This is a genomic window from Pseudomonas sp. DY-1 (assembly GCF_003626975.1).
Lineage (GTDB): Bacteria > Pseudomonadota > Gammaproteobacteria > Pseudomonadales > Pseudomonadaceae > Metapseudomonas.
This window is the reverse complement of sequence record NZ_CP032616.1, coordinates 2,919,453-2,942,172: the sequence shown is the minus strand read 5'-3', so window position 1 is coordinate 2,942,172 and position 22,720 is coordinate 2,919,453. Positions and strand designations below refer to the sequence as shown.

The window sequence follows — 22,720 nt, the reverse complement described above, 5'->3', positions numbered from 1 at the left end:
CTGTATACAATCTGTCTCCTGTCCAAGGAGACTTTTAGTGCTTACCCATCTCGATGCCCAGGGCCGCGCCAACATGGTCGACGTCACCGACAAGGCGGTGACCTCCCGTGAAGCGACGGCCGAAGCCCGTGTGCGCATGCGCCCGGAAACCCTCGCCATGATCCAGTCCGGCGGCCACCCCAAGGGCGACGTGTTCGCCGTGGCGCGCATTGCCGGCATCCAGGCGGCAAAAAAGACCTCCGATCTCATTCCACTGTGTCACCCATTGATGCTCACCAGCGTCAAGGTAGATCTGGCAGCGGAAGGGGAAGACTGCGTGCGTATCGTCGCCCGCTGCAAACTGGCCGGGCAGACCGGCGTGGAAATGGAAGCGCTGACCGCCGCCAGCGTGGCCGCCCTGACGATCTACGACATGTGCAAGGCGGTCGATCGCGGCATGACCATTGAAAACGTACGCCTGCTGGAAAAGTTGGGCGGCAAGAGCGGCCATTACCAGGCCGGGGAGTAATGATGATTCGCGTGCAGTATTTCGCCCGTTACCGTGAAGCGCTCGGCATCGAAGGCGAGCAGCTCAACTGTGACCCGGCGTTCGCGAAACTGGATGATCTGCGCCAGCACTTGCTGGCCCGTGGCGGCGTCTGGGAAGTCCTCGCCGAACAGAACCTGATGTGCGCCCGCAACCAGGAGCTCTGCAGCCTGGACGAAGCCCTCAGCGACGGTGACGAGGTCGCCTTCTTCCCGACGGTCACCGGAGGCTGAGATGGCCATTCGCGTGCAGGAAACCGCCTTTGACCCCGGTGTTGAACTCAACGCGCTGCACGCGGCCAATGTTGGCATTGGCGCGGTGGTCGGCTTCGTCGGCTATGTGCGCGATTTCAATGATGGCCAGGATGTGGCTGGCATGTTCCTGGAGCACTATCCGGGCATGACCGAGAAAGCCCTGGAGAAAATCGCGGCCGAAGCCCGGGGACGCTGGCCGCTGCTCAATGTGGATATCCTCCACCGCATCGGCCGCCTGGAGCCGGGCGAGCCGATCGTCTTCGTCGGTACAGCCAGCGCCCATCGTCAGGCGGCGTTCGACGCCTGCAACTTCATCATGGACTTCCTCAAGACCCGCGCACCCTTCTGGAAGAAGGAAGACACCGCCGAAGGCCCGCGCTGGGTGGAAGGGCGGTGCAGCGACAAGGCCGCTGCCGAGCGCTGGAAATGATCCCGGCCGGGGCTGCTTTTCCTGTGAGGCGAATTTATTCGCGAAGGGCAGCGTAGCTGCCCACGGGGGGCTCCCAATGGCAGGCCTGCGGCCTGTTTGGCGAATGAATTCGCTCCTACAAGGTTCGAACAAGCCTGGCCTTTGCCGGGCTTTTTCATAGGTGATTGACGATATGTACATTTGAGTCCAGTATGGACTCACAAGTACAAGTTAGCGGCATCCACGATGATCCACAGCCAGCTACTCATTCCATTCCCATGCCGGCCAGCCCTGGCGGCGCCTTCTTCTGCCTCGAATATCCATTCCGAACCGGCTTGCCCTGCAATGTGGCGAGCCTCCATCCGTAATGCGGGAGTCGCACCATGAAGAAACTCGTTCTGCTGGGCAGCCTTGCCCTGAGCCTGCTGGCCTCCAGCGTTTTCGCTGCTGACAAGCCCTTGCGCATCGGCATCGAGGCGGCCTATCCACCTTTCGCCTTCAAGACCCCGGAAGGGCAGATCGCCGGCTTCGACTATGACATTGGCAATGCCATGTGCGAGGAAATGAAGGTGAAGTGCCAGTGGATCGAGCAGGAATTCGATGGCCTGATCCCTTCCCTGAAGGTGAAGAAGGTGGACGCGGTGCTGTCCTCCATGACCATCACCGATGAGCGCAAGAAGTCCGTCGACTTCACCGGCAAGTACTACTACAGCCCGGCGCGCCTGGTGATGAAGAAGGGCACCGCGGTCGACCCGGAATTCAAGAGCCTGGTGGGCAAGACCATCGGTACCCAGCGCTCTACCACCACCGATCGCTTCGCCACCGAGGTCCTGGAGCCCAAGGGCATCAAGATCGTGCGCTACAGCACCCAGAACGAGATCTACCTGGACGTGCTTTCCGGCCGCCTGGACGGTGTGCTGGCTGACGTCTTCCCGCTCAACGAAGGCTTCCTCAAGACCGATAACGGCAAGGGCTACGAGTTTGTTGGGCCGGTCCTGAACGATCCGAAGTACTTCGGCGAAGGCGCCGGGATCGCCGTGCGCAAGGGTGATAACGAGCTGCGCGAGAAGTTCAATGGCGCAATCAAGGCCCTGCGTGAGAATGGCAAGTACCAGGCGATCCAGGCCAAGTACTTCGATTTCGATATCTACGGCGATTGAGTCCTGCCGCTGTGAAAAGCCGCGCATCTGCGCGGCTTTTTTTGTCTGGAAGAAAGCAGTCAGAGCGCTGCACGGGCTACCTCAGGACTGGGGTGAGGGTTGCCTCCGGTTGGCTCGGTGCCTGGCCATTTCGTGAATGAATTCGCTCCTACGGGGAGCTTCCACGCGCCAACGGAAAAGGGAGCCCGAAGGCTCCCTTTTTCATTCAGCGTCCCATCCTCAGTGCAGGATCTGCCCGAGGAACAGCTTGGTCCGCTCGTTCTGCGGGTTGTCGAAGAACGCGTTGGGCTCGTTCTGTTCCACGATCTCGCCCTTGTCCATGAAGATCACCCGGTTGGCCACGGTGCGCGCGAAGCCCATCTCGTGGGTCACGCAAAGCATGGTCATGCCGTCATGGGCCAGGCCGATCATGGTGTCGAGCACTTCCTTCACCATCTCCGGGTCGAGCGCCGAGGTGGGCTCGTCGAACAGCATGATCTTCGGCTTCATGCACAGTGCACGAGCGATGGCAACGCGCTGTTGCTGGCCGCCGGAAAGCTGCCCTGGGAACTTGTGCGCCTGCTCCGGAATGCGCACGCGCTCCAGGTAATGCATGGCGACTTCCTCGGCCTGGCGCTTGGGCATCTTGCGAACCCACATGGGGGCCAGGGTGCAGTTCTGCAGCACGGTGAGGTGCGGGAACAGGTTGAAGTGCTGGAACACCATGCCCACTTCGCTGCGGATCGCCTCGATGTGCTTGAGGTCGTTGGTCAGCTCGGTGCCGTCGACGACGATGCGACCTTGCTGGTGCTCCTCCAGGCGGTTGATGCAGCGAATGGTGGTGGACTTGCCGGAACCGGACGGGCCGCAGAGGACGATACGCTCGCCCTGCTGCACGTCGAGGTTGATGTCCTTCAGGACGTGGAACTGGCCGTACCACTTGTTCACGCCCTGCAGTCGGATGATCGGCTCGCCGGCGGTTTTCTTGCTTGCTTCAGTCATGGAATGACTCCTAACGCTTGTGGCTGGTGTCCAGCTTGCGCTCCAGGCTCATGGAGTAGCGGGACATGCCGAAACAGAAGATCCAGAACACCAGGGCGGCGAAGACGTAGCCTTCGGTGGCCATACCCAGCCAGGCCGGGTCGGTGGTGGCTTGCTTGATGCTGTTGAGCAGGTCGAACAGGCCGATGATGATCACCAGGCTGGTGTCCTTGAACAGCGCGATGAAGGTGTTGACGATGCCGGGAATCACAAGCTTCAGGGCTTGCGGCAGGATCACCAGGCCCATCATCCGCCAGTAGCCCAGGCCCATGGCCGCAGCGGCTTCGTACTGGCCCTTGGGGATGGCTTGCAGGCCGCCACGCACCACCTCGGCGATGTATGCCGACTGGAACATGATCACGCCGATCAGCGCTCGCAGCAGCTTGTCGAAGGACAGGCCTTCAGGCAGGAACAGCGGCAGCATCACCGAAGACATGAACAGCACGGTGATCAGCGGCACGCCGCGCCAGAACTCGATGAAGGTCACGCAGATGACCTTGATCGCCGGCATGTTCGAACGCCGTCCCAGCGCCAGCAGGATGCCCAGCGGCAGTGCACCGACGATACCCACGGCAGCAATCACCAGGGTCAGCATCAGGCCGCCCCACTGGCTGGTGGAGACGGTGGACATACCGAGGAAGCCGCCATGCAGCAGCCAGTAGGCGACGAGCGGATAGATCACCAGGAATGCCAGTCCGTACTTGGCCTTCTGCTGGAAGCGCGGGATGAACAGCGGCGCAGCGCCGATGATCGCGATCCACACCGCCAGGTCCACGCGCCAGCGCAGGGCTTCGGGATAGAAGCCGTACATGAACTGCGAGAAACGCACCTTGATGAAGACCCAGCAGGCGCCTTCGCTGGTGCAGTCGGCACGGGTGGTGCCGCTCCAGTCGGCCTGGAGGAAAGCCCACTTGATCAGCGGCGGCAGGATCAGCCAGACCAGGTAGATGGCGAACAGGGTCAACAGAGTGTTGAACCAGTTGGAGAACAGGTTGGCGCGTAGCCAGCCCACTGCGCCGACGCTCATCCGGGGTGGCGGCTGGTCGGGCTTGAATACGTGTGTCGTCATGGTTCGGACCTCACCGCTCGACTAGCGCAATGCGCTTGTTGTACCAGTTCATCAGCAGGGAAATGCTGATGCTGATGGCCAGGTAGACGCTCATGGTGATCGTGATCACCTCGATCGCCTGGCCGGTCTGGTTCAGCACCGTACCGGCGAACAGCGAGACCATGTCCGGGTAGCCGATGCCGGCCGCCAGGGACGAGTTCTTGGTCAGGTTCAGGTACTGGCTGGTAAGCGGCGGGATGATCACGCGCAGGGCTTGCGGAATGATCACCAGGCGCAGGGTCTTGGCGGCGGGCAGGCCCAGGGATCGCGCGGCTTCGGTCTGGCCGTGGCTGACCGCCTGGATGCCGGAGCGCACGTTCTCGGCGATGAATGCCGCGGTGTACACGGTGAGCGCCAGGGTCAGGGCGATCAGTTCCGGAATCACCACCCAGCCGCCACGGAAGTTGAAGCCCTGCAGTACCGGCATGCTCCACTCGAAAGGCGCGCCGAACACCAGCGACACCAGGCCCGGAATCACTACCAGCAGTACCAGGGCAGTGAGCAGCACCGGGAAGCGCTGGCCCGTGGCCTCACGCCTGGCCTTGGCCCAGCGGGCAGTCCCGACGATCGCCGCCAGTACCAGTACCAGGCTGATCAGGAACGGCCAGAAGCCATCGGCGATGGTTGGCGCCGGCATGTACAGGCCGCGGTTGTTGAGGAAGAAATGCTCGCCGATGGCCATGCTCTGGCGCGGCCCCGGCATGGGCAGCATGACCGCGAAGTACCAGAAGAAGATCTGCAGCAGCGGCGGGATGTTGCGGAAGGTCTCGATGTAGACGGTCGCCAGCTTGCGCACCAGCCAGTTCGGCGACAGGCGCGCCACGCCCAGGATGAAGCCGAGGATGGTGGCGAAGATGATACCGATGACCGAAACCAGCAGCGTGTTAAGCAGACCGATGACGAAGACGCGGCCGTAGCTGTGGCTTTCGTTGTAGTCGATCAGGTGTTGGGAAATCCCGAAGCCGGCGCTTTGTTCGAGGAAATCGAAGCCGGACAGGATGCCGCGCTGTTGCAGGTTGTGCTGGGTGTTCTGGAACAGATACCAGCCCAGTGCCACGACTGCGACGACGGCGATGATCTGGAATAGCCACGCACGTGCCTTGGGATCGGTCCAGACCGAACCTTTCGGGGCACGCGGGGCGTTGGCAGGTTTTTGCATGACAGCCCTCTGGGAACCACTGGCCGACCGGATGGGGGACGGCGGCCAGGGTTCGCGTTGAAACGGAACTCAAACCCGGCAGCCACGTCATGTGGCCGCCGGGCGACGGTCAGCGCACCGGCGGTGCGTACTGCAGACCGCCCTTGTTCCACAGGGCGTTGAGACCACGCTCGATCTTCAGCTCGCTACCGGCACCGATATTGCGATCGAAGATTTCACTGTAGTTACCAACTTGCTTGACGATCTGCACCGCCCAGTCCTTCGGCAGTTTCAGGTCCTTGCCGAATTCGCCTTCAGTGCCCAGCAGACGAGCAATGTCGGGGTTCTTGGTGGACTTGGCCATTTCCTCGACGTTCTTCGAGTCGATGCCCAGTTCCTCGGCGTTCACCATGGCGAACAGGGACCAGCGCACGATGTCGAACCACTCCTCGTCACCCTGGCGTACGGCCGGGCCGAGGGGCTCCTTGGAGATGACTTCCGGCAGTACCACGTACTCGTCCGGGGCAGCCAGCTTGATGCGCTGTGCATAGAGCTGGGACTGGTCGGAGGTCAGCACGTCGCAACGACCGGACTCAAGCGACTTGGCGCTCTCGTCGGAAGTGTCGTAGGTGATGGGGGTGTACTTCAGGTTGTTCGCGCGGAAGTAGTCGGACAGGTTCAGCTCGGTGGTAGTACCGGCCTGGATGCAGACGGTGGCGCCATCGAGTTCCTTGGCGCTGGAAACGCCGAGCTTCTTGTTCACCAGGAAGCCTTGACCGTCGTAGTAGGTCACGCCGGTGAAGTTCAGGCCCATGGCTGCGTCACGGGAGCTGGTCCAAGTGCTGTTGCGCGAAAGGACGTCGACTTCGCCGGACTGCAGCGCGGTGAAACGTTCCTTGGCGGTCAGCGGGCTGAATTTGACCTTGCTGGCATCGCCGAACACGGCGGCGGCAACGGCACGGCAAACGTCAACGTCGATGCCTTTGTAGTTGCCCTTGCCATCGGCATACGAGAAGCCCGGGAGGCCGTCGCTGATGCCGCATTGTACGAAGCCTTTCTTCTTCACCGAGTCCAGGGTAGCGCCCGCCTGCGCGAAACCGCTGACACCGAGAACGGTTGCCGCGGTCAGCACGGCCAGGGTGGATTTCACCATCTTCATCAAAAACCTCCAGTTGCTTTTATTGGTGTTGGAGTCTCGGTCCCACCGCCGTACCCTCGTGAGGCAGGTTCAACCTTTCATGCACTGGAAAAGGTCAACCGGGGTGTCAGACCTAAGGAAGGAGTCTAGTTGGCGCTGCTCCGCTCGCCACCAGACCTTTCCTCGCCCATTGGTCAAATGGGCTGGAGACGGATTGCGCCACCCTCGCACCACGAATGGCACCAGGTGATCGCCTGCAAGGTAGCAACCTGAGTTGCTACCCAACCCGCTGCACGCCAGGGCAAGTGTTACCGAACCCAGGCGCAATATTCAGTCTGGAGCTCGTTAGCAAAGGACGTACCAGCCAGGTGCCAGTAGGCCTATTCCGATAGGTCAATAGGTAAAGTTTTAGCGGTGCGACATCTTTTTCAGTTATCAAACCATCCCTTCCAATGTCATCGCCCCACAACTGTGCAGATGCACCACAACGGAGCCACACATGAGCGACACACTGATCCTCGAGCCCCCACATCGTGCCGATGCCTGCATTATCTGGCTCCACGGCCTCGGCGCGGATCGCTATGACTTCCTGCCAGTGGCCGAGGCCCTGCAGGAAGTGTTGGGTACAACCCGCTTCGTGCTACCGCAGGCACCGACTCGCGCCGTGACCATCAATGGCGGTTGGGCCATGCCCTCCTGGTACGACATCCTTGCCATGAGTCCGGAGCGCGCCATCAACGAGGCCCAGCTGGAAGAGTCGGCGGAACAGGTCATGGCCCTGGCGCAGGCACAGGTCGACGGTGGCATCGAGCCGCGCCGCATCTTCCTGGCCGGATTCTCCCAGGGCGGCGCAGTCGTCCTGCACACGGCCTTTCTGCGCTGGCCGGATGAGCTGGGTGGTGTGCTGGCGCTTTCCACCTACGCACCGACCTTCAGCGATGAAATGACACTGTCGGATACAAAACGACAACTGCCAGTCCTTTGCTTGCATGGCACTTTCGACGATGTGGTGCTTCCCGCGATGGGGCGCTCCGCCCACGATCGCCTGGTGGCCGCCGGGGTCCCCGTGGAGTGGCGCGACTATCCAATGGCCCACGAAGTATTGCCGCAGCAGATCCGCGACATCGGCACCTGGCTGGTGGAACGGCTGCACAGCTGAACTGCAACCCTTCAGAACAAGAAGCGACCATGGCCCAGACCTTAGCTCCGCCCATCGCCAACCTGCGCGATATCGAAGAACTCGAGCGTCTTTCACTGGAACAGCGCGGCATGCCGGACAGCACCTACGAGCTGATCCGTCGCAGCGCCGAGCGTTACCCAAGCAAGCGAGTCATGACCTTCCTGCTTCAGGGCGACGCTGAAGAGACGCCCGTCGAGCTGACCTATGGGGAGCTGCTGGCGCGGGTGACCCAGGCCGCCAACGCCTTCCACCATCTGGGTGTGCGTCCGGGCAAGGCGGTGTCCTTCCTGCTGCCGAACCTGCCCCATACGCACTTCACCATCTGGGGCGGGGAGGCGGCTGGTGTGGTCAATGCCATCAACCCGCTGTTGGAGCCGGAGCACATCGCCGAGCTGGTCCATGCCGCCGACTCCAAGGTGCTGGTGACCCTGGCGCCGTTCCCCGGTACTGATCTCTGGGACAAGGTTGCCAGCCTGCGTGACCGTTTGCCCGAGCTGGAAGCCATCGTCACGGTCGACCTGGCCAATCTGCTGCCTGAGCCGCAGCGCAGTGCCGTCAAGGCTCAGCGCGGAGCGTTGCCCGAGGGTGTGCTGGATTTCGATGAGCTGCTCGACCGCTTTCCCTCCGACCACTTGCAGAGCGGTCGGGTGATTGCGCCGGATGATGTAGCCTCCTATTTCCACACCGGTGGCACCACCGGAACGCCTAAGCTGGCGCCCCACAGCCACCGCAACGAAGTGGCCATGGCGATGATCCTCGCTTACGCGATCAACCTGGGTGAGGGCGACAATACGCTCTGCGGGCTGCCACTGTTCCACGTCAACGGCGTGATGGTCACCGGACTTGCCCCATTCTTCGCTGGAGCGGAAATCCTCATCGCCACGCCACAGGGCTATCGCAACACACGGTTGATCCAGAACTTCTGGAAAGTCATCGAACGCTATCGCGTGAGTTTCTTCAGCGGTGTGCCGACCATCTATGCCGGCCTGCTGCAGGTACCCAGCGAGGGGCACGACCTGTCCAGCCTGCGCTACGCCTTGTGCGGCGCTGCACCCATGCCGGTCGAGCTGATCCGCCAGTTCGAGGCCAAGACCGGCCTCAAGCTGATCGAAGGCTACGGCCTGACCGAGGCCACCTGCGGCACTTGCGGCAATCCGGCCCACGGCGAGCGCCGGCCAGGCTCCATCGGCATGCGCATGCCCTATTGCCAGGTGAAGATCGCGGTACTCGACGAGCAGGGCCAGTACCTGCGCGATGCTGCCTCCGATGAGATCGGCAACCTCTGCGTGCGTGGCGTGACCGTGTTCAAGGGCTACTTGCAGGCGAGCAAGAACAAGGACATCTGGGTCGATGGCGACTGGTTCAACACCGGTGATCTTGGCCGCATGGACGCCGACGGCTACATCTGGCTCACCGGCCGCAGCAAAGACCTGATCATCCGCGGCGGGCACAACATCGATCCGCAGATGATCGAGGAAGCCCTGCATCGTCACCCTGGCGTGGCCATGGCCGCTGCTGTGGGCAAGCCGGACGACAAGGTTGGTGAACTGCCTGTGGCCTATGTGCAGCTCAAGCCTGGTGCCGTCGTCAGCGAGGCCGAGTTGCTGGCGCACGCATCGCTTCATGTGCCCGAGCGCGCGGCAGTGCCCAAGGATGTGTGGATCATCGAGGCCATCCCGGTGACCGCGGTAGGCAAGACCTTCAAGCCGGCGCTGCGCTTGGACGCCACTCGCCGAGTGCTGGAAGAAGTACTGGGGGCTATCGCCCAAGGCGTGACGGTGGAGATGGTGAACGATGATCGCCACGGTCAGGTCGCCGAGATCCGCGTACCGGGGCTGGATGCGTCACTGCGGGCGCTGCTGGAAGCACGCATGGCGGGCTACTCGGTGAAGTTCAGACTGATGGCTTGAGGCCATCTATACTGCCCTCAGAAGGCCGCCTCCGGGCGGCCTTCTGGTCACTGCAACATTGATTGTTTGGCGCCGGCGCCCTGGGTAGTTGTCCGGGGCGTTTCCGTGCGTCCATAAAACTGTTGCGAAATTGTGGCGAATATCAGGAATTGTCGCGTTCCTTACCGATATCCTGCCGCCCGTCGGCCCAACTTTGGGCGGGCATTGTCAGTCCAAAAGTGCGGGAATACTGTCGCACTGGGTTAACAACTGAGACAGGGATCGTTAGCGGTGCCGTCCGCTTCGACTGCCATCCGAGGCCGTTGCAGCCATGAAGCATGTCCACTGGCAAGAAGACATGGCCCTGTTGGGCCGACTGCGTCTGTTCCAGAACGTCACGGCGAGCAGCCTCGGGCAATTGCTCAAGGAGTTCCGCGCCTGCGACCTGGATGCCGGCGAGATTGTGCTGAGTCCGTTCAACCGCAACCAGTACCTTTATCTCGTTGTGAGCGGGAGGTTGAAGGTTTACCTCGGCTCGCTGGACAACAATCCCGTCAGCTCCATAGGGCCTGGAGAGTGCGCCGGTGAGATCAGCTTCATCGACAACGACCATCCTTCGGCCTACGTGGTGGCCGCAGAACCCACTACCGTGTTGCGTCTGCATCGGCAATCGCTCGTCAGCCTGTTCCAGCAGTCGCCGCAGTTGATGCAGAACCTGCTGGAAGTGCTTTGCGACCGTGTGCGTCAGGGCAACCGGATCATTCTCGACACCGAGCAGAACGCCAAGATCGACACCCTGACCGGGCTCTTCAACCGGCGCTGGCTGGAGCAGATCTACCAGCGCGAAAGCACGCGCTGTTCCTTCAATGAGCAGCCAATGTCGATGCTCATGCTGGATGTCGACCACTTCAAGTCATACAACGACCGCCACGGGCACCTGGCAGGGGACTACGCGCTTTGCCTGGTGTCCCACACCCTGCGCAACCAGCTGCGACCCAAGGACAGCATGGCGCGCTACGGCGGCGAGGAGTTCGTCATCCTGCTTCCGGAAATGGGCGGCGAAGAGGCCCGCACCATCGGCGAGCGGCTGCGGAGCAGCCTGGAGCAGATCCCTTCCTTCTATTCACCGCTGGGCGTATTGCCCGGCGTGACCATCTCAATCGGTCTCGCGGAGATGCAGCGTCCGGACAGCCTGCAGGGCATGATTTCACGGGCCGACAACGCGCTCTACCAGGCCAAGCAGGATGGGCGTAACCGGCTGAACGGGTAATTTCATCCCTGCATTACATTTCCGCTTCCTTCAAACGTCTGTTTGCTAGAGTCCGTTCACTACAAGACAGCCGGGAAGCTGGACATGCGTAAACTCCTTATCGCTTTGCTATTGCTGGCGGCCGCTGGCCTGGGGATCTTCTTCTACCTGCCGGGGTTCCTCGACCGTGAAATGAACACGGTAGCCGCGCCGCCACCCTATCGCGCCTCGGACGAGGCCGAGCAACTGCACAAGACCCTGTTCGTCGCCGACCTGCACGACGATGCGCTGCTGTGGAACCGCAACCTGCTGGAGCGCCATGACTTCGGCCACAGCGATCTGCCCCGCCTGCTCGAAGGCCATGTCGGCCTGCAGGTGTTCTCCACCGTCACCAAGACCCCGCGCGGCCTCAACTACGAGCGCAATGGTTCGGACACCGACGACATCACCCTGCTGGTCATGGCCCAGCGCTGGCCCCGTGCGACCTGGCACAGCCTGCTGGAACGTGCCCTGTATCAAGGCAAGAAGCTGGAAGAAGCCGCAGCCGGCAGCCAGGGCAAGCTGACCCTGGTGCGCAGCCGCGATGATTTCGCCAGGTACCTCGCCTCATGGGAGAAGGATTCGAACCAGACGGCCGCCATCCTTGCGACCGAAGGCCTGCATCCGCTGGAGGGCAGGCTGGAGAACGTCGACCGTATGTATGACGCGGGTTTCCGCATCATGGGCCTGACGCATTTCTTCGATAACGAGGTTGGTGGTTCCGCCCACGGCCTGGAGAAGGGCGGTCTGACCCCCTTCGGCCGCCGGGTCATAGCCCACCTGGAAGAGAAGAAGATGCTGGTGGACCTGGCCCATGCGTCCCGTGCGCTGATCGACGACGTGCTGAACATGGCCGAGCGTCCGGTGCTGGTGTCCCACACCGGTGTCGAAGGCACCTGCCCGGGCACCCGGAACCTCAGTGACGCACATGTCCAGCGCATTGCCGCCACCGGCGGGGTGATCGGCATCGGCTACTGGGACACCGCAGTGTGCGAGACCTCGGTGAAAGCCATCGTCACGGCGATTCGCTATGTCGCCGACAAGGTGGGCGTGCGACACGTAGCGCTGGGTTCGGACTTCGACGGCGCCGTGCACACCCCGTTCGACACCAGTGGCCTGGCGCAACTGACCCAAGGCCTCAAGGACGCCGGATTCAGCGAAGCGGACATTGCCCTCATCATGGGCGGAAACGTTCGCAGGCTGCTGCTGGAGACGCTTCCGTAGTCCAAGTCAAGCCCTTGAATGCCCGCAGCTCTTCGCCCTGCGGGCATCTTGCTTTACACTGGCGGCCGTTCATTCCTTAATCAATCGACGAGACCACCGTGCTCAAAGCACTCAAGAAGATTTTCAGCAAGGGTGAAGAGCCGCAGGCCGGCCCCACCCCAACCGCTCCAGCCCCCGCCCGTACCGACAAGGAAGAGCGTCCGGCCAAACCGAAGAAAGCGCCTCACGAAGCAGGCGAAAAGGCCGAAGGCTCCAGCGAACGCCCGCCCCGTGGCGAGAAAAAGCCCCGCAGCGACAAACCAAAATCCGACAAGCCGCGTCGTGAGCGCCCAACCAAGGCTGCGCGCCCTGTGGATAACTGGAAGCTCGAAGACTTCGTGGTGGAGCCCCAGGAAGGCAAAACCCGCTTCCACGACTTCAACCTCGATCCGAGCCTTATGCACGCCATCCACGATCTGGGCTTCCCCTACTGCACCCCGATCCAGGCACAGGTCCTCGGCCACACCCTGAAGGGCAAGGATGCAATCGGCCGTGCCCAAACCGGTACCGGCAAGACCGCCGCCTTCCTGATTTCCACCATTACCCAGCTGCTGCAGACCCCGCCACCGAAAGAGCGCTACATGGGCGAGCCGCGCGCGCTGATCATCGCGCCGACCCGCGAACTGGTAGTGCAGATCGCCAAGGATGCCCAGGCACTTACCAAGCACAGCGGCCTGACCGTAATGAGCTTCGTCGGCGGTATGGACTTCGACAAGCAGCTCAAGCAACTGGAATCGCGCTTCTGCGACATCCTGGTCGCCACCCCCGGCCGGCTGCTGGACTTCAACCAGCGCGGCGAAGTGCACCTGGACATGGTCGAAGTGATGGTGCTGGACGAAGCCGACCGAATGCTGGACATGGGCTTCATTCCGCAAGTGCGCCAGATCATCCGCCAGACTCCGTTCAAGGGGGAGCGCCAGACCCTGCTGTTCTCGGCCACCTTCACCGAAGACGTGATGAATCTGGCCAAGCAGTGGACCGTCGACCCGGCCATCGTCGAGATCGAGCCGGAGAACGTTGCCAGCGAAACCGTTGAACAGCACGTCTACGCCGTGGCTGGCAGCGACAAGTACAAGCTGCTCTACAACCTGATCGCCCAGAACGACTGGACCCGCGTCATGGTCTTCGCCAACCGCAAGGACGAAGTGCGCCGTATCGAGGAACGTCTGACGAAGGACGGCATCAGCGCCGCCCAGATGTCCGGTGACGTGCCCCAGCACAAGCGCATCAAGACCCTGGAAGGCTTCCGTGAAGGCAAGATCCGCGTACTGGTGGCCACCGATGTCGCCGGCCGTGGTATCCACATCGACGGCATCAGCCACGTGATCAACTTCACCTTGCCGGAAGATCCGGACGATTACGTCCACCGCATCGGCCGTACCGGCCGCGCTGGCGCCAGCGGCACCTCCATCAGCTTCGCTGGTGAGGACGATGCCTTCGCACTGCCGCCGATCGAGGAGCTGCTGGGGCGCAAGATCAACTGTGAGATGCCTCCGGCCGAACTGCTCAAGTCGGTGCCGCGCAAGCACCACTGAGGTTCAGTGGAGTGGGAAAAGGCGAAGCCAGGTGCTTCGCCTTTTTCTTTGGGGGAGGGAGGGGGAGACCTGCGTTCTCCTTGGCGAATGAATTCGCCCCTACAGCGCTCCTGCCTTCTTCCACGCCAGGTAGCGGCTCACCAGCTGGGGTCCCAGCTCGCTGGGGCGCGCGTCCAGTACCGGCACGCCGTGGGCTGCGAGGCGTTCATGCAGGCTGTTGCGGGCATTCAGGTAGTCCACTGTGCCGCAATAGGCGAGGGCGTCATCGAAGCCCTGGACCGGGGTATGGCGCAGGCTGTCGAGGACTTCCTCACGCAAGCTGACTACCAGCAGTCGGTGTTGGCGACCGAGGCGTTTCACTGCGTTGAACAGTTCAGTGTCGTCCTCATCGCGCAAGTTGCTCACCAGTACCACCAGTGCGCGGCGCCGCTGGCGTGCCAGCAGCACGTCCGCAGCGGCGCTGTAGTCGGCTGGGCGCAGGGTGCTGTCCAGGTCGTAGACGCCATTGAGCAGCACATTCAACTGCGCCGGCCCCTTCACCGGCGCCACGAAGCGATCACGTTCGGCAGCGAAGGTGGACAGGCCAACCGCATCGCCCTGGCGCAGCGCCACATAGCTGAGCAGCAGGCTTGCGTTGAGGGCGTGGTCGAAGTGCGAGAGATCGCCGTCCTGGCTACGCATGCGGCGACCGCAGTCGAGCAAAAAGACGATCTGCTGGTCACGCTCGTCCTGGTACTCGCGGGCGATCGGCGTGCGTTTGCGCGCGGTGGCCTTCCAGTCGATCTGACGCAAGGTGTCGCCGTCGCGGAACTCCCGAAGCTGGTGGAATTCAAGGCCCAGGCCGCGGCGCGGTCGCTGGCGCACGCCGAGTTGGCTGAGCCAGTCGTCCACGGCCTTCAGTTGCGCGCCATAGAGGCGCGCGAAGTCCGGGTAGACGCGTGCTTCACCGGGCAGGTCGAGCACGCGCTTGTGCCGCCACAGGCCCAGCGGACTGGGCAGTTGCACTTCGCAGGCTGGGAAGTGGAAATGGCCGCGCTTGACTGGGCGCACCCGATAGCCGAAGTCGGTGTGCTCACCCGGGTGCAGAGCTACGCGCTGGGGCAGGGGCTCGAACTCCATGGCGGCCGGGACCTGGTCGAACAGATCGATTTCCACGGAGCGGCCATAGCCGTGATGGAGGGTCAGTCGGACATCGCTCCAGCGTCCCAGTGCCAGATTCCCCGGAAGGTTACGCTCCAGGCGCGGTGATGGCAGGCGGCGCAGCCAGGCGCAATCCAACAGGCCAAGCAGGATGAGGGCGCAGAGTAGACCCCACCAGAGCAGGTTCAACTGCTCGGGCAGCTTGATGCCCAACGCTGGCAGCGTGCCGAGCAGCAGGGCCAGGCCGAAGAGCCCGGCCACCAGCACCAGCAGTGCGCGGGAAGGCTTCATAGGCGCGGCGCCGGTACCTGATCTAGGAGTTGCTGGAGTACCTGATCCACCGACAGGCCCTCGATATCCAGTTCCGGCGAAAGGCGTACGCGATGGCGCAGTACCGCCAGGGCACAGCCCTTGATGTCGTCCGGCAGCACGAAATCGCCGCCGCGCAGCAGTGCGCGGGCACGGCCACCGCGGACCAGGGCGATGGAAGCGCGCGGTCCGGCCCCCATGGCCAGGCCAGGCCAGCTACGTGTGGCGCGGGCCAGGCGCACGGCGTAGTCCAGCACCTGGTCGTCCACCGGCAGATCGCTGGCGATCCTCTGCAGAGCCAGGACGTCACGGGCTTGCAACAGGGTGCGCAACGGCGCCACTTCGAGCATATCGGCGCGAGCCGAGCGGGTGACCTGGCGTACCAGGTTCAGTTCTTCATCAGCGGCCGGGTAATCCATGCGCAGCTTGAGCATGAAGCGGTCCAGCTCGGCTTCTGGCAGGGGATAGGTACCTTCCTGCTCGATAGGGTTCTGCGTCGCCAGCACGAGGAAGGGTTGGGGTACCGGCAGGGCGCGGCCTTCCAGAGTCACCTGGCGTTCCTGCATCACTTCCAGTAGCGCGGCCTGGGTCTTGGCCGGGGCACGGTTGATCTCGTCCGCCAGTAGCAGGTTGGTGAACACCGGTCCCTTGCGCAGCTTGAACTGCTCGCTCTGCATGTCATACACGGCGTGGCCAGTCACGTCGCTGGGCATCAGGTCGGGGGTGAACTGGATACGCGAGAACTCGCCGCCGAAGCAGCGGGCCAGGGCGCGGACCAGCAGCGTCTTGCCGAGGCCCGGCACACCTTCCACCAATACGTGGCCGCCAGCCAGCAAGGCAGTGAGCACATCGTCGATTACGGCGACCTGGCCGATCACGGCCTTCTGCAATTCCACGCGCAACGCCTGGGCCAATTGGCTGGCGCGCTGACGCTGGATGGCGGCCGAGGGCGCGGAAGCGCTGCTGGCTTCGGTTTGCGACGGATCGGAAATCTCTTCGCTCATGCGTTCCGGAACCCTGTTAACTGTTACATGTGGTTTATCTGTCATAAATCAATCACTTACCTAATCTAACTTTTTTCGAGTTTTTTTGTGCGGAGCGGGTGAGTGACTGCCAACCTGCACAGTTGCAATCCGGCCACGAGAAGCTGTCGCTTGAAGTGCTGGATAACGACACCAAGAGCCGGGCTTTTGCGCTAGTGATTTTGAAGATGCTAGTGATGACCACCCTGGCTCCTTGGGGATGCGTCTAGAATGAAGCGCATTCTTCCGATACTTCCTGTTTACCTGGTCAAGCACGTTCATCAACTGATCAGACTGAATCGTCCCTGATATTGTAACCACTTCCAAGGGGCTGCTTCGGGCCGGTCTCAGTCCGTTGAAACTGTCAGAAGCCGACCCGATGGGCCCAATTATGCCGCGTCACAGCACCTCATTAAGCAACCGTGGATTTAGCAGCCAGGGAGGAATGACTCTCGCGATCCACGCAGGAGCCAATCGTTAGGACAGTTTCCTGTGGGCTGACGTGACGGCAGGTAGAACTTGGAGCGCTAATGTCAGCGTTAATGCCTTCCCGCCCCACTAGAGTTGGCCATAGTTCTACTCCTTCCGAGCAGACCTTGGCTTCCGTATAGGACAGTAGTTGCTACGGCCTCGACGTAGTCGAAAACCTCCTCAGGAGCATAGCGACGAAATTGCTCGCGTCGCGCCTGCGCCAGCTTTCCATGATTCAGGAGGCACAAATGCACCACATCGCTTAGAACGCTTCCGCGAACATCACAGTGGCGGTCCACGGAGTCGCAGATTGTCCGGTAGCAGGATACGTATGCAGCTTTGCTAGTCATTCTTGCCCCCTCAGCATATCCCCTTAGCCATCGGCCTGATCATGATGCTGTACCAATCTGGTGTCCACGCGTGGCCGCTTGTCCAATTTCGTAAGTGCAGCCTGAGGCTACGCTAAGGCTATTCCCAGGCCGAAGGTGGACGAATCAGGGAGGGAGGCCAGGGTCGTGTACGTAGCTGAATTGAGGATCTCGAATTTCCGAGAACCGGAGGGTCTTAGAGGGGCTAGCCAGACAGTCAGCTGGCTGTGCCGTGCTTGCGGCCGGCTCGAGCCCATGAAATTCTCCCCACATCCCGCTGCGGTGGAGATCGCTCATGCAACCTAAGGATCGTCACGCTCTACCCTCGCCAATCGAGCAGTATGAAGCTGAAGCTCGCCGTTTGGCCGGACAAGTTTCCGCCAATCAGCGTCGTTTCCTTAAGGTCGGTTTGGAGAAGGGCAAGGAGTGTGAACCCACTGGGCGGTTGGCTGGCCCATTCGTCTAAACGTCTATTCGAAAGGGCTTTTGGAGCGCCGCTCTCAATCAGATGCTGGGCTATAGCTCTGACATCTGAGGCAGAAGGCAGGACGGTTCGCAGGCGAGCTCGCTTGCGATCCGATATAGCTTCTCGACGGTGATGTTTACTTCACCGCGCTCGATCCGCCCCATGTAGCTGCGGTCGATACTGCAGGCCAGCGCTAGAGCATCTTGAGAAATTCCGCAGGCCTTCCTCTGGGCTCGGATGCGTTCCCCTAACGCTTTCGCCAAGTTGTCCATGACCGTCTCAATTTCACTTGAGGCGGCACTATCGTGCGTTTGCGGACACACGAGCCACGGATTATAATCCGTATTTTTTACGCGTTAACTCTTGTGGTCCCTCGATGAAAACGGCCTCGTTTACCTTCGACAGGCGTCTGTATGAGCTGCTTCAGGAGGAAGCGCGAGCAAGGTTCACGACTCGTGAACTGCGTGATGCCTATGCCAAGCGCCTGGATGGCATGACTTTCCGTATCGGCGATGTGCGCCGCTATGTGTATGAGCAAATCCGCCGAATGCTGCGCATCGGCTGGGTTGTACTCGATGAGGAGCGTCGGGCGCGGGGGCAGGTCTACTGCCTGCAACCCACACCGGCCCATCTGCAGCTGGAGCTGATCGACAACGGGTTCGAGAACAGTCTCAAAACTGCGTCTGAGCCAGTGCAGGAATCTTCAGGTCCTGATGATCCGTCTGATCCGCTTCAACCTTCATCCAATGCGGAGCAGCACTTGGAGGCGCTCCATAATGAGATCCGGTTGGACTTCCTGTCGTCGATGGGCGAGGCGGAACGATACAAGCTGCTCCTAGATGATATGCCGCATCTGCGTGACAAGGTCGAAGCCGAGTACCTGGAGGCTAGAGACCGCAGTTCACGCCTGCTGGGGCATCTCCGTGCTATCGAGAAGACACTCATGACGCTTGCTGCTGCACGATGACTAGATCGCTACGAGACTGGCAGTTCAGCTGCATCAACATGGCGTTGGAGCACTTTAACGTCACGCCGCACTTCTTCTGTCAGGCAACGCCGGGTGCCGGCAAAACGCGTATGGCTGCAGAGCTGGCCGGCAAACTGTTTGAGCAGGACAAGATCGATCTGGTGTTGTGCTTTGCGCCGTCCTGCCAAGTTGTTGAGGGCTTTCGCTCGACCTTTGCTGCGGTGCTCGGCAGGCGTCTGGATGGCCAGATAGGCGCAGTGGGAGCGGCGTTCACCTACCAGGCCATGGAATACCGAGATGAGGGGTTCTGGCAGCTTCTTGATGACTATCGAGTGTTCGTGGTCTTCGATGAAATCCACCACTGCGCTGGTCAAGACCCCCTTCTCAGCAACGCCTGGGGTCAACAGATACTGTGCCGGATACAAGACCGGGCTGCCTTCACCTTGGCTCTCTCCGGCACACCATGGCGTTCGGACGACAGGGCCATTGCCCAGGCGCGTTATTCGACGCCAGAGAGGCACTTGATCTGCGACTACCGCTATGGCCTGAAAGAAGCCATTGCCGACGGAGTGTGCCGTTCTCCGCGCATTGTCCTACTCGACAATCAGAAGGTGAAACTCACCGAGGAGCAGGGTACTGACAGCACAGTGAGGATGTTTCCCAGCATTGCCAAGCTGCTGGGGGAATCACCCGTCACCTACGAAGAACTGCTGCGGCATGACGAGGTGATCGAGCAACTGCTCGATCTCGGCTGCAGCAAACTGGATGAGCTTCGCCAGATCAAACCTGATGCGGCTGGTTTGGTGGTTGCCAGCGACATAGAGCACGCCCAGCAAATTGCTCAAGCCCTGGGCGCCAGGGGTGAGGGTTGCCGCATCGTGACCAACAAAACCGCGGATGCGCAGCAGGTGATCAATGCGTTCAGACATGGCGCCTGCCGGTGGATTGTTGCGGTTGGAATGATCAGCGAAGGCACGGACATCCCACGGCTGCAAGTGTGCTGCTATCTCAGCCGCATCCGCACCGAGTTGCATTACCGGCAAGTGCTGGGGCGAGTGCTTCGGCGCACAGGCGAGGCCGATGATCAGGCATGGATGTATATGCTGGCGGAACTGACGCTACAGGGGTTTGCAGAGCGAATTGCGGATGACCTACCGGATGACCTAGCGGTACTAAACGCGGTACAGATGCCAGCCTTCACTCCAGATGCCAAGCAACCTGGTTTTATTGGTGCTCCCGGCAATATCAATGGCCTAGACGGCAATATGGGAAATAACACTGGTCAGACTATCGGAGCAGTCGCTACGACCATAATTTCTCTTGGGGGCGCTACAGCCGAGCCAAGTTATCAGGTGAGTTTTTCCCAGCATTACAGGCAGCAGTTGCTAGCTTGCTTTTAACGCTGCGACGCCGTGCTCAATGGGAAGTCGTAGCCGGGGAAATGATGGGTTGGCTAACCTAACACTGTGAGCCAGGAGAGCTTATTGCGCTGGGTCATGCTTCCTTTTTCAAATGGCACGATTATGAAACTCACTTCGGATCACAAGACCGCACAGATGCTGACCAGGGCCAAGCAAGGTGTACTGGAAAGCACTCGGTGGCTCTCCGCGACGGAAATCGAGGGACTTTGTGGTGTCCACGGCAAGGGCGCTACGGATCAGACTTCGGGGTGGCTGCGAGATGGGAAGATATTCTCGATCCACCACGATGGCGGCGACTATTTTCCGAGTTATGCACTGGATGAACTGGACGGATATAGGCCGATAAAGGCTATGTCTGATGTCTTGAGAGCCTTTGGACCTACGAAGGACAGTTGGGGAGTCGCTTGTTGGTTCGTCTCCGTAAATAGCTACTTGGGTGGCAAACGACCTCAAGACCTACTGACCACACATCCTGATCAAGTAGTTGCAGCAGCGTATGACGAACTCCAGGGCATCCCACATGGCTGACCCAGCGCGCCTTTGCATGGGCGGGCAATAGCACAGATCAACCTACTCCTTGCAGGAACGGTGTCGTTGGAGGTGAAGCAAGGCGAGACGAAGACCGGCATGACTATCGTCCTCGTCGAGCAAAGCGCCAACCATGCATTGAAGCTGCCCGTGATGGCGAACGGTGAGATCAGGACGTCCGGTTCTGGCCGATTCTGTTGAAAAAGTCGGTGTCGTCACGATTCACTCATTCGAGGCCGGAAATACATCCGATTGAGGCGTCGCTATGCGAAATCTGGAGCAATTCAGTGTTGACGCTGGCTCAGATTTCAACGTCAGCCGCTCACTTTCGCGGCCAGACATTGCGGAGGGAGTTTTTCAACAGAATCGGCCGGAAGCGGACGTTCACTTGGCGCTACGTAAGCGCCTCTCAGATATCCTGTCATCCACCTGAATAAGCGTCCGATTTGGGAGCGAAACGTGCGCGCCGTCGACCAAAAAAACGTCTGAAAGTATGGCAAGCGCTTTCAGGGTTGAACGTTATTACGGACGACGACAGCTCACACTGAATTGCGGCTCAGGCAACAGGCCCACGTTGTTGCCCAACCTCTCGCGACACCCAATCGCCACATACCGTCGTGGCAATCTGCTGACCCATCCGTTGCTCAAATAGCGACTTCCACGGCATCAGGGAGAACCTTGTCGCTCCCCTTTCATGAATCAAAAGAATATAGGGCTTTTTGCAGGGGCCAGATGGACTCCTAAGGTAAGGCAATCGTATCGGTTATAAAAAGTTTCGAAACGGAAAATATGCTTTTGGCCGTTATCATCCTCAAGGAAAACCTCGTCCTCCCCAAGAATGCCTCCACCTTGTCTACCACAATATGCCGAAATTGATTTGAAAACCTCTAATTCCGATACATTAGAAAATTTCTGAGCGAATGCTGGTGACTGAATAAAATGCCTGCAGGGATTGGCTGCATCAAATTTGTCCGTTCTTTTTGAAATATGTGGATGTCCTGATATAACGCCAACAACTGGTTTTTCAGTGCCGATGCATTCAACAAAACGGTAAAGGGTGGTGGATAATGTATTACCGTAAGCGGTTTGAAGGCTCTTGATTGAAGCGAATTTCTCGGCCATTGCGCGGGCCTCTTCAGTAAATCTGTCACGCAAAAATAATAGCCGTGCAGCTGCAAAATTTGCTTCCAGCTCTATATGTTCATGGCAGTGCTGAGATAAGGTATTTTCATCATCTCCATGCATCATTTCCTGGTGCCATGGCAGTAAGCTGTGTCCAATTTCGTGAGCTTCGTTCCAGCGGTGCTTTAATTTAGGTACATTGTCGTCGAGAAGGATTCTTTTACGGTCAGGTAAATAAAGCGCCTGCAGCGAAAGCTTGCTGATGGCGTCCATCAATAGAGCTGGTCGCTGAAAGACTTGTTTCGTGCCAACAAATATTCGATTCGTGACCTCTTGAAGGTAGCCTGGGTTATCAGCCGTGTAAAACCTCAAGTCAAGCCTCAAAAGCTCCCTAACATCTTCCAGTCGCAGCGGCGGTTCAGGATAACCCAGCCCCTTCAACACTCTATCGATTCTACTGTCGATATCTTTTGCTGTTTTTGGAGAAACTATTAAGCTTTTAGTCACGGGTATCCTTACTCTTGGCTATCTAGCGCCCTGATAAACGCATCCAGTGCGCTACTTTCTTCTTTGGATAGTGATGCTGATGGATCTGAGCGAGCTGCAAATCTCACGGACTCATTTACTAACCTTTCGTCTCTTCTTGTAGATAATCCAGCTATTTGCATTAGATTGGATTTGTTTATGTGAAAATAACTGGCTAGTTGATAAACGGTTCTAGGCTCTGGCCTATGCCTAGTATCACCTTCGATTTCTACGAGATCGGAGAGCTCAATGTCAGCTTTTTCAGCTAATCCTTCTAAGCTTAGCCCCTGTTTTCTTCTCATCAGACAAACGAAGCGCCCGAATGCTAAATTTGCTTCATCTACTGGAGGAACTATAAAATCTTTAAAAGATTTTGCGGCGGGGTCTCTAGCAACTAGGCCTGCACCTATAACAGAGTTTTCCTCTATCGTCGCCATTCGACGCATCCATTCTTTAGTAATTTCAATTTTCAT

22 protein-coding genes and 1 pseudogene are annotated in these 22,720 nt (G+C 59.9%); 13 read left to right on the top strand and 10 right to left on the bottom strand.

Annotation, left to right across the window (positions count from 1 at the left end; genetic code table 11):
* Nucleotides 1–37 precede the first annotated feature (37 nt).
* The 4 genes from moaC (at nucleotide 38) to D6Z43_RS13855 (ending at nucleotide 2,349) form a co-directional block, all read left to right on the top strand.
* Nucleotides 38–508: a cyclic pyranopterin monophosphate synthase MoaC gene (gene moaC / locus D6Z43_RS13870; RefSeq protein ID WP_120652758.1), complete on the top strand. Its 471-nt coding sequence runs from the start codon at nucleotides 38–40 to the stop codon at nucleotides 506–508.
* A 2-nt stretch (nucleotides 509–510) separates the two neighbouring features.
* Nucleotides 511–759 carry a MoaD/ThiS family protein gene (locus D6Z43_RS13865; protein ID WP_120652757.1) on the top strand — a complete coding sequence of 83 codons (249 nt, stop codon included), beginning with the start codon at nucleotides 511–513 and terminating at the stop codon, nucleotides 757–759.
* Between the two features lies 1 nt (nucleotide 760).
* Nucleotides 761–1,210: a molybdopterin synthase catalytic subunit MoaE gene (moaE, locus tag D6Z43_RS13860; protein ID WP_120652756.1), complete on the top strand. Its 450-nt coding sequence runs from the start codon at nucleotides 761–763 to the stop codon at nucleotides 1,208–1,210.
* 362 nt (nucleotides 1,211–1,572) lie between these two features.
* The gene (locus D6Z43_RS13855; protein ID WP_120652755.1) at nucleotides 1,573–2,349 is read left to right on the top strand and encodes an ABC transporter substrate-binding protein; all 777 of its coding nucleotides are present in this window, start codon (nucleotides 1,573–1,575) and stop codon (nucleotides 2,347–2,349) included.
* Between the two features lie 219 nt (nucleotides 2,350–2,568).
* Here D6Z43_RS13855 and D6Z43_RS13850 read toward each other — a convergent pair whose 3' ends face one another.
* From D6Z43_RS13850 to D6Z43_RS13835, 4 genes are all read right to left on the bottom strand, one after another.
* Nucleotides 2,569–3,330 carry an amino acid ABC transporter ATP-binding protein gene (locus D6Z43_RS13850; RefSeq protein ID WP_077522538.1) on the bottom strand — a complete coding sequence of 254 codons (762 nt, stop codon included), beginning with the start codon at nucleotides 3,328–3,330 and terminating at the stop codon, nucleotides 2,569–2,571.
* A gap of 10 nt (nucleotides 3,331–3,340) precedes the next feature.
* Entirely contained in the window at nucleotides 3,341–4,438 is a 1,098-nt protein-coding gene (locus D6Z43_RS13845; RefSeq protein WP_120652754.1) for an amino acid ABC transporter permease, read from the bottom strand.
* A gap of 10 nt (nucleotides 4,439–4,448) precedes the next feature.
* Nucleotides 4,449–5,636: an amino acid ABC transporter permease gene (locus D6Z43_RS13840; RefSeq protein ID WP_120652753.1), complete on the bottom strand. Its 1,188-nt coding sequence runs from the start codon at nucleotides 5,634–5,636 to the stop codon at nucleotides 4,449–4,451.
* Nucleotides 5,637–5,745: 109 nt separating this feature from the next.
* On the bottom strand, nucleotides 5,746–6,774 hold the full coding sequence (locus tag D6Z43_RS13835) for an amino acid ABC transporter substrate-binding protein (RefSeq protein WP_120652752.1): 1,029 nt from the start codon (nucleotides 6,772–6,774) through the stop codon (nucleotides 5,746–5,748).
* A gap of 478 nt (nucleotides 6,775–7,252) precedes the next feature.
* Here D6Z43_RS13835 and D6Z43_RS13830 point away from each other — a divergent pair, with 478 nt between their 5' ends.
* The 5 genes from D6Z43_RS13830 to rhlB all read left to right on the top strand — a co-directional run bounded on the left by D6Z43_RS13830 (nucleotide 7,253) and on the right by rhlB (nucleotide 13,908).
* Entirely contained in the window at nucleotides 7,253–7,912 is a 660-nt protein-coding gene (locus D6Z43_RS13830; protein ID WP_120652751.1) for an alpha/beta hydrolase, read from the top strand.
* Between the two features lie 29 nt (nucleotides 7,913–7,941).
* Nucleotides 7,942–9,843, top strand: a complete 1,902-nt coding sequence (locus D6Z43_RS13825) for an acyl-CoA synthetase (RefSeq protein WP_120652750.1) — start codon at nucleotides 7,942–7,944, stop codon at nucleotides 9,841–9,843.
* Between the two features lie 310 nt (nucleotides 9,844–10,153).
* Nucleotides 10,154–11,092: a GGDEF domain-containing protein gene (locus D6Z43_RS13820; protein ID WP_120652749.1), complete on the top strand. Its 939-nt coding sequence runs from the start codon at nucleotides 10,154–10,156 to the stop codon at nucleotides 11,090–11,092.
* Between the two features lie 84 nt (nucleotides 11,093–11,176).
* Nucleotides 11,177–12,334: a dipeptidase gene (locus D6Z43_RS13815; protein WP_120652748.1), complete on the top strand. Its 1,158-nt coding sequence runs from the start codon at nucleotides 11,177–11,179 to the stop codon at nucleotides 12,332–12,334.
* Nucleotides 12,335–12,432: 98 nt separating this feature from the next.
* Nucleotides 12,433–13,908 (top strand): ATP-dependent RNA helicase RhlB, encoded by a 1,476-nt coding sequence (gene rhlB / locus D6Z43_RS13810; protein ID WP_120652747.1) that lies wholly within the window; start codon nucleotides 12,433–12,435, stop codon nucleotides 13,906–13,908.
* Between the two features lie 99 nt (nucleotides 13,909–14,007).
* Here the strand turns inward: rhlB and D6Z43_RS13805 are convergent, their stop codons facing one another.
* From D6Z43_RS13805 to D6Z43_RS13795, 3 genes are all read right to left on the bottom strand, one after another.
* The gene (locus D6Z43_RS13805) at nucleotides 14,008–15,339 is read right to left on the bottom strand and encodes a DUF58 domain-containing protein (protein WP_120652746.1); all 1,332 of its coding nucleotides are present in this window, start codon (nucleotides 15,337–15,339) and stop codon (nucleotides 14,008–14,010) included.
* On the bottom strand, nucleotides 15,336–16,361 hold the full coding sequence (locus D6Z43_RS13800) for a MoxR family ATPase (protein ID WP_120652745.1): 1,026 nt from the start codon (nucleotides 16,359–16,361) through the stop codon (nucleotides 15,336–15,338). Before D6Z43_RS13800 ends, D6Z43_RS13805 begins: the two co-directional genes overlap by 4 nt.
* 1,373 nt (nucleotides 16,362–17,734) lie before the next feature.
* Nucleotides 17,735–17,956: a helix-turn-helix domain-containing protein gene (locus D6Z43_RS13795; RefSeq protein WP_120652744.1), complete on the bottom strand. Its 222-nt coding sequence runs from the start codon at nucleotides 17,954–17,956 to the stop codon at nucleotides 17,735–17,737.
* Between the two features lie 104 nt (nucleotides 17,957–18,060).
* Between D6Z43_RS13795 and D6Z43_RS13790 the strand changes: the two genes are divergently transcribed.
* From D6Z43_RS13790 to D6Z43_RS13775, 4 genes and pseudogenes are all read left to right on the top strand, one after another.
* Nucleotides 18,061–18,651: a hypothetical protein gene (locus tag D6Z43_RS13790; RefSeq protein WP_120652743.1), complete on the top strand. Its 591-nt coding sequence runs from the start codon at nucleotides 18,061–18,063 to the stop codon at nucleotides 18,649–18,651.
* Nucleotides 18,648–20,051, top strand: coding sequence for a DEAD/DEAH box helicase (locus D6Z43_RS13785; protein ID WP_120652742.1), 1,404 nt, complete (start codon nucleotides 18,648–18,650; stop codon nucleotides 20,049–20,051). The genes D6Z43_RS13790 and D6Z43_RS13785 overlap by 4 nt, the downstream gene beginning before the upstream one ends.
* An 84-nt stretch (nucleotides 20,052–20,135) precedes the next feature.
* Entirely contained in the window at nucleotides 20,136–20,600 is a 465-nt protein-coding gene (locus D6Z43_RS13780; protein ID WP_120652741.1) for a hypothetical protein, read from the top strand.
* A gap of 90 nt (nucleotides 20,601–20,690) precedes the next feature.
* A pseudogene (locus D6Z43_RS13775) lies at nucleotides 20,691–20,801 on the top strand (ABC transporter ATP-binding protein); the annotation flags it as partial.
* A gap of 355 nt (nucleotides 20,802–21,156) precedes the next feature.
* Here D6Z43_RS13775 and D6Z43_RS13770 read toward each other — a convergent pair.
* From D6Z43_RS13770 to D6Z43_RS13760, 3 genes are read right to left on the bottom strand one after another with little or no spacing between them, the layout of a single operon-like run.
* Nucleotides 21,157–21,303, bottom strand: coding sequence for a DUF3363 domain-containing protein (locus D6Z43_RS13770; protein ID WP_371924399.1), 147 nt, complete (start codon nucleotides 21,301–21,303; stop codon nucleotides 21,157–21,159).
* Nucleotides 21,300–22,229, bottom strand: a complete 930-nt coding sequence (locus D6Z43_RS13765) for an ImmA/IrrE family metallo-endopeptidase (protein WP_120652739.1) — start codon at nucleotides 22,227–22,229, stop codon at nucleotides 21,300–21,302. The genes D6Z43_RS13770 and D6Z43_RS13765 overlap by 4 nt, the downstream gene beginning before the upstream one ends.
* 8 nt (nucleotides 22,230–22,237) lie before the next feature.
* Nucleotides 22,238–22,720 (bottom strand): helix-turn-helix transcriptional regulator, encoded by a 483-nt coding sequence (locus tag D6Z43_RS13760; protein ID WP_120652738.1) that lies wholly within the window; start codon nucleotides 22,718–22,720, stop codon nucleotides 22,238–22,240.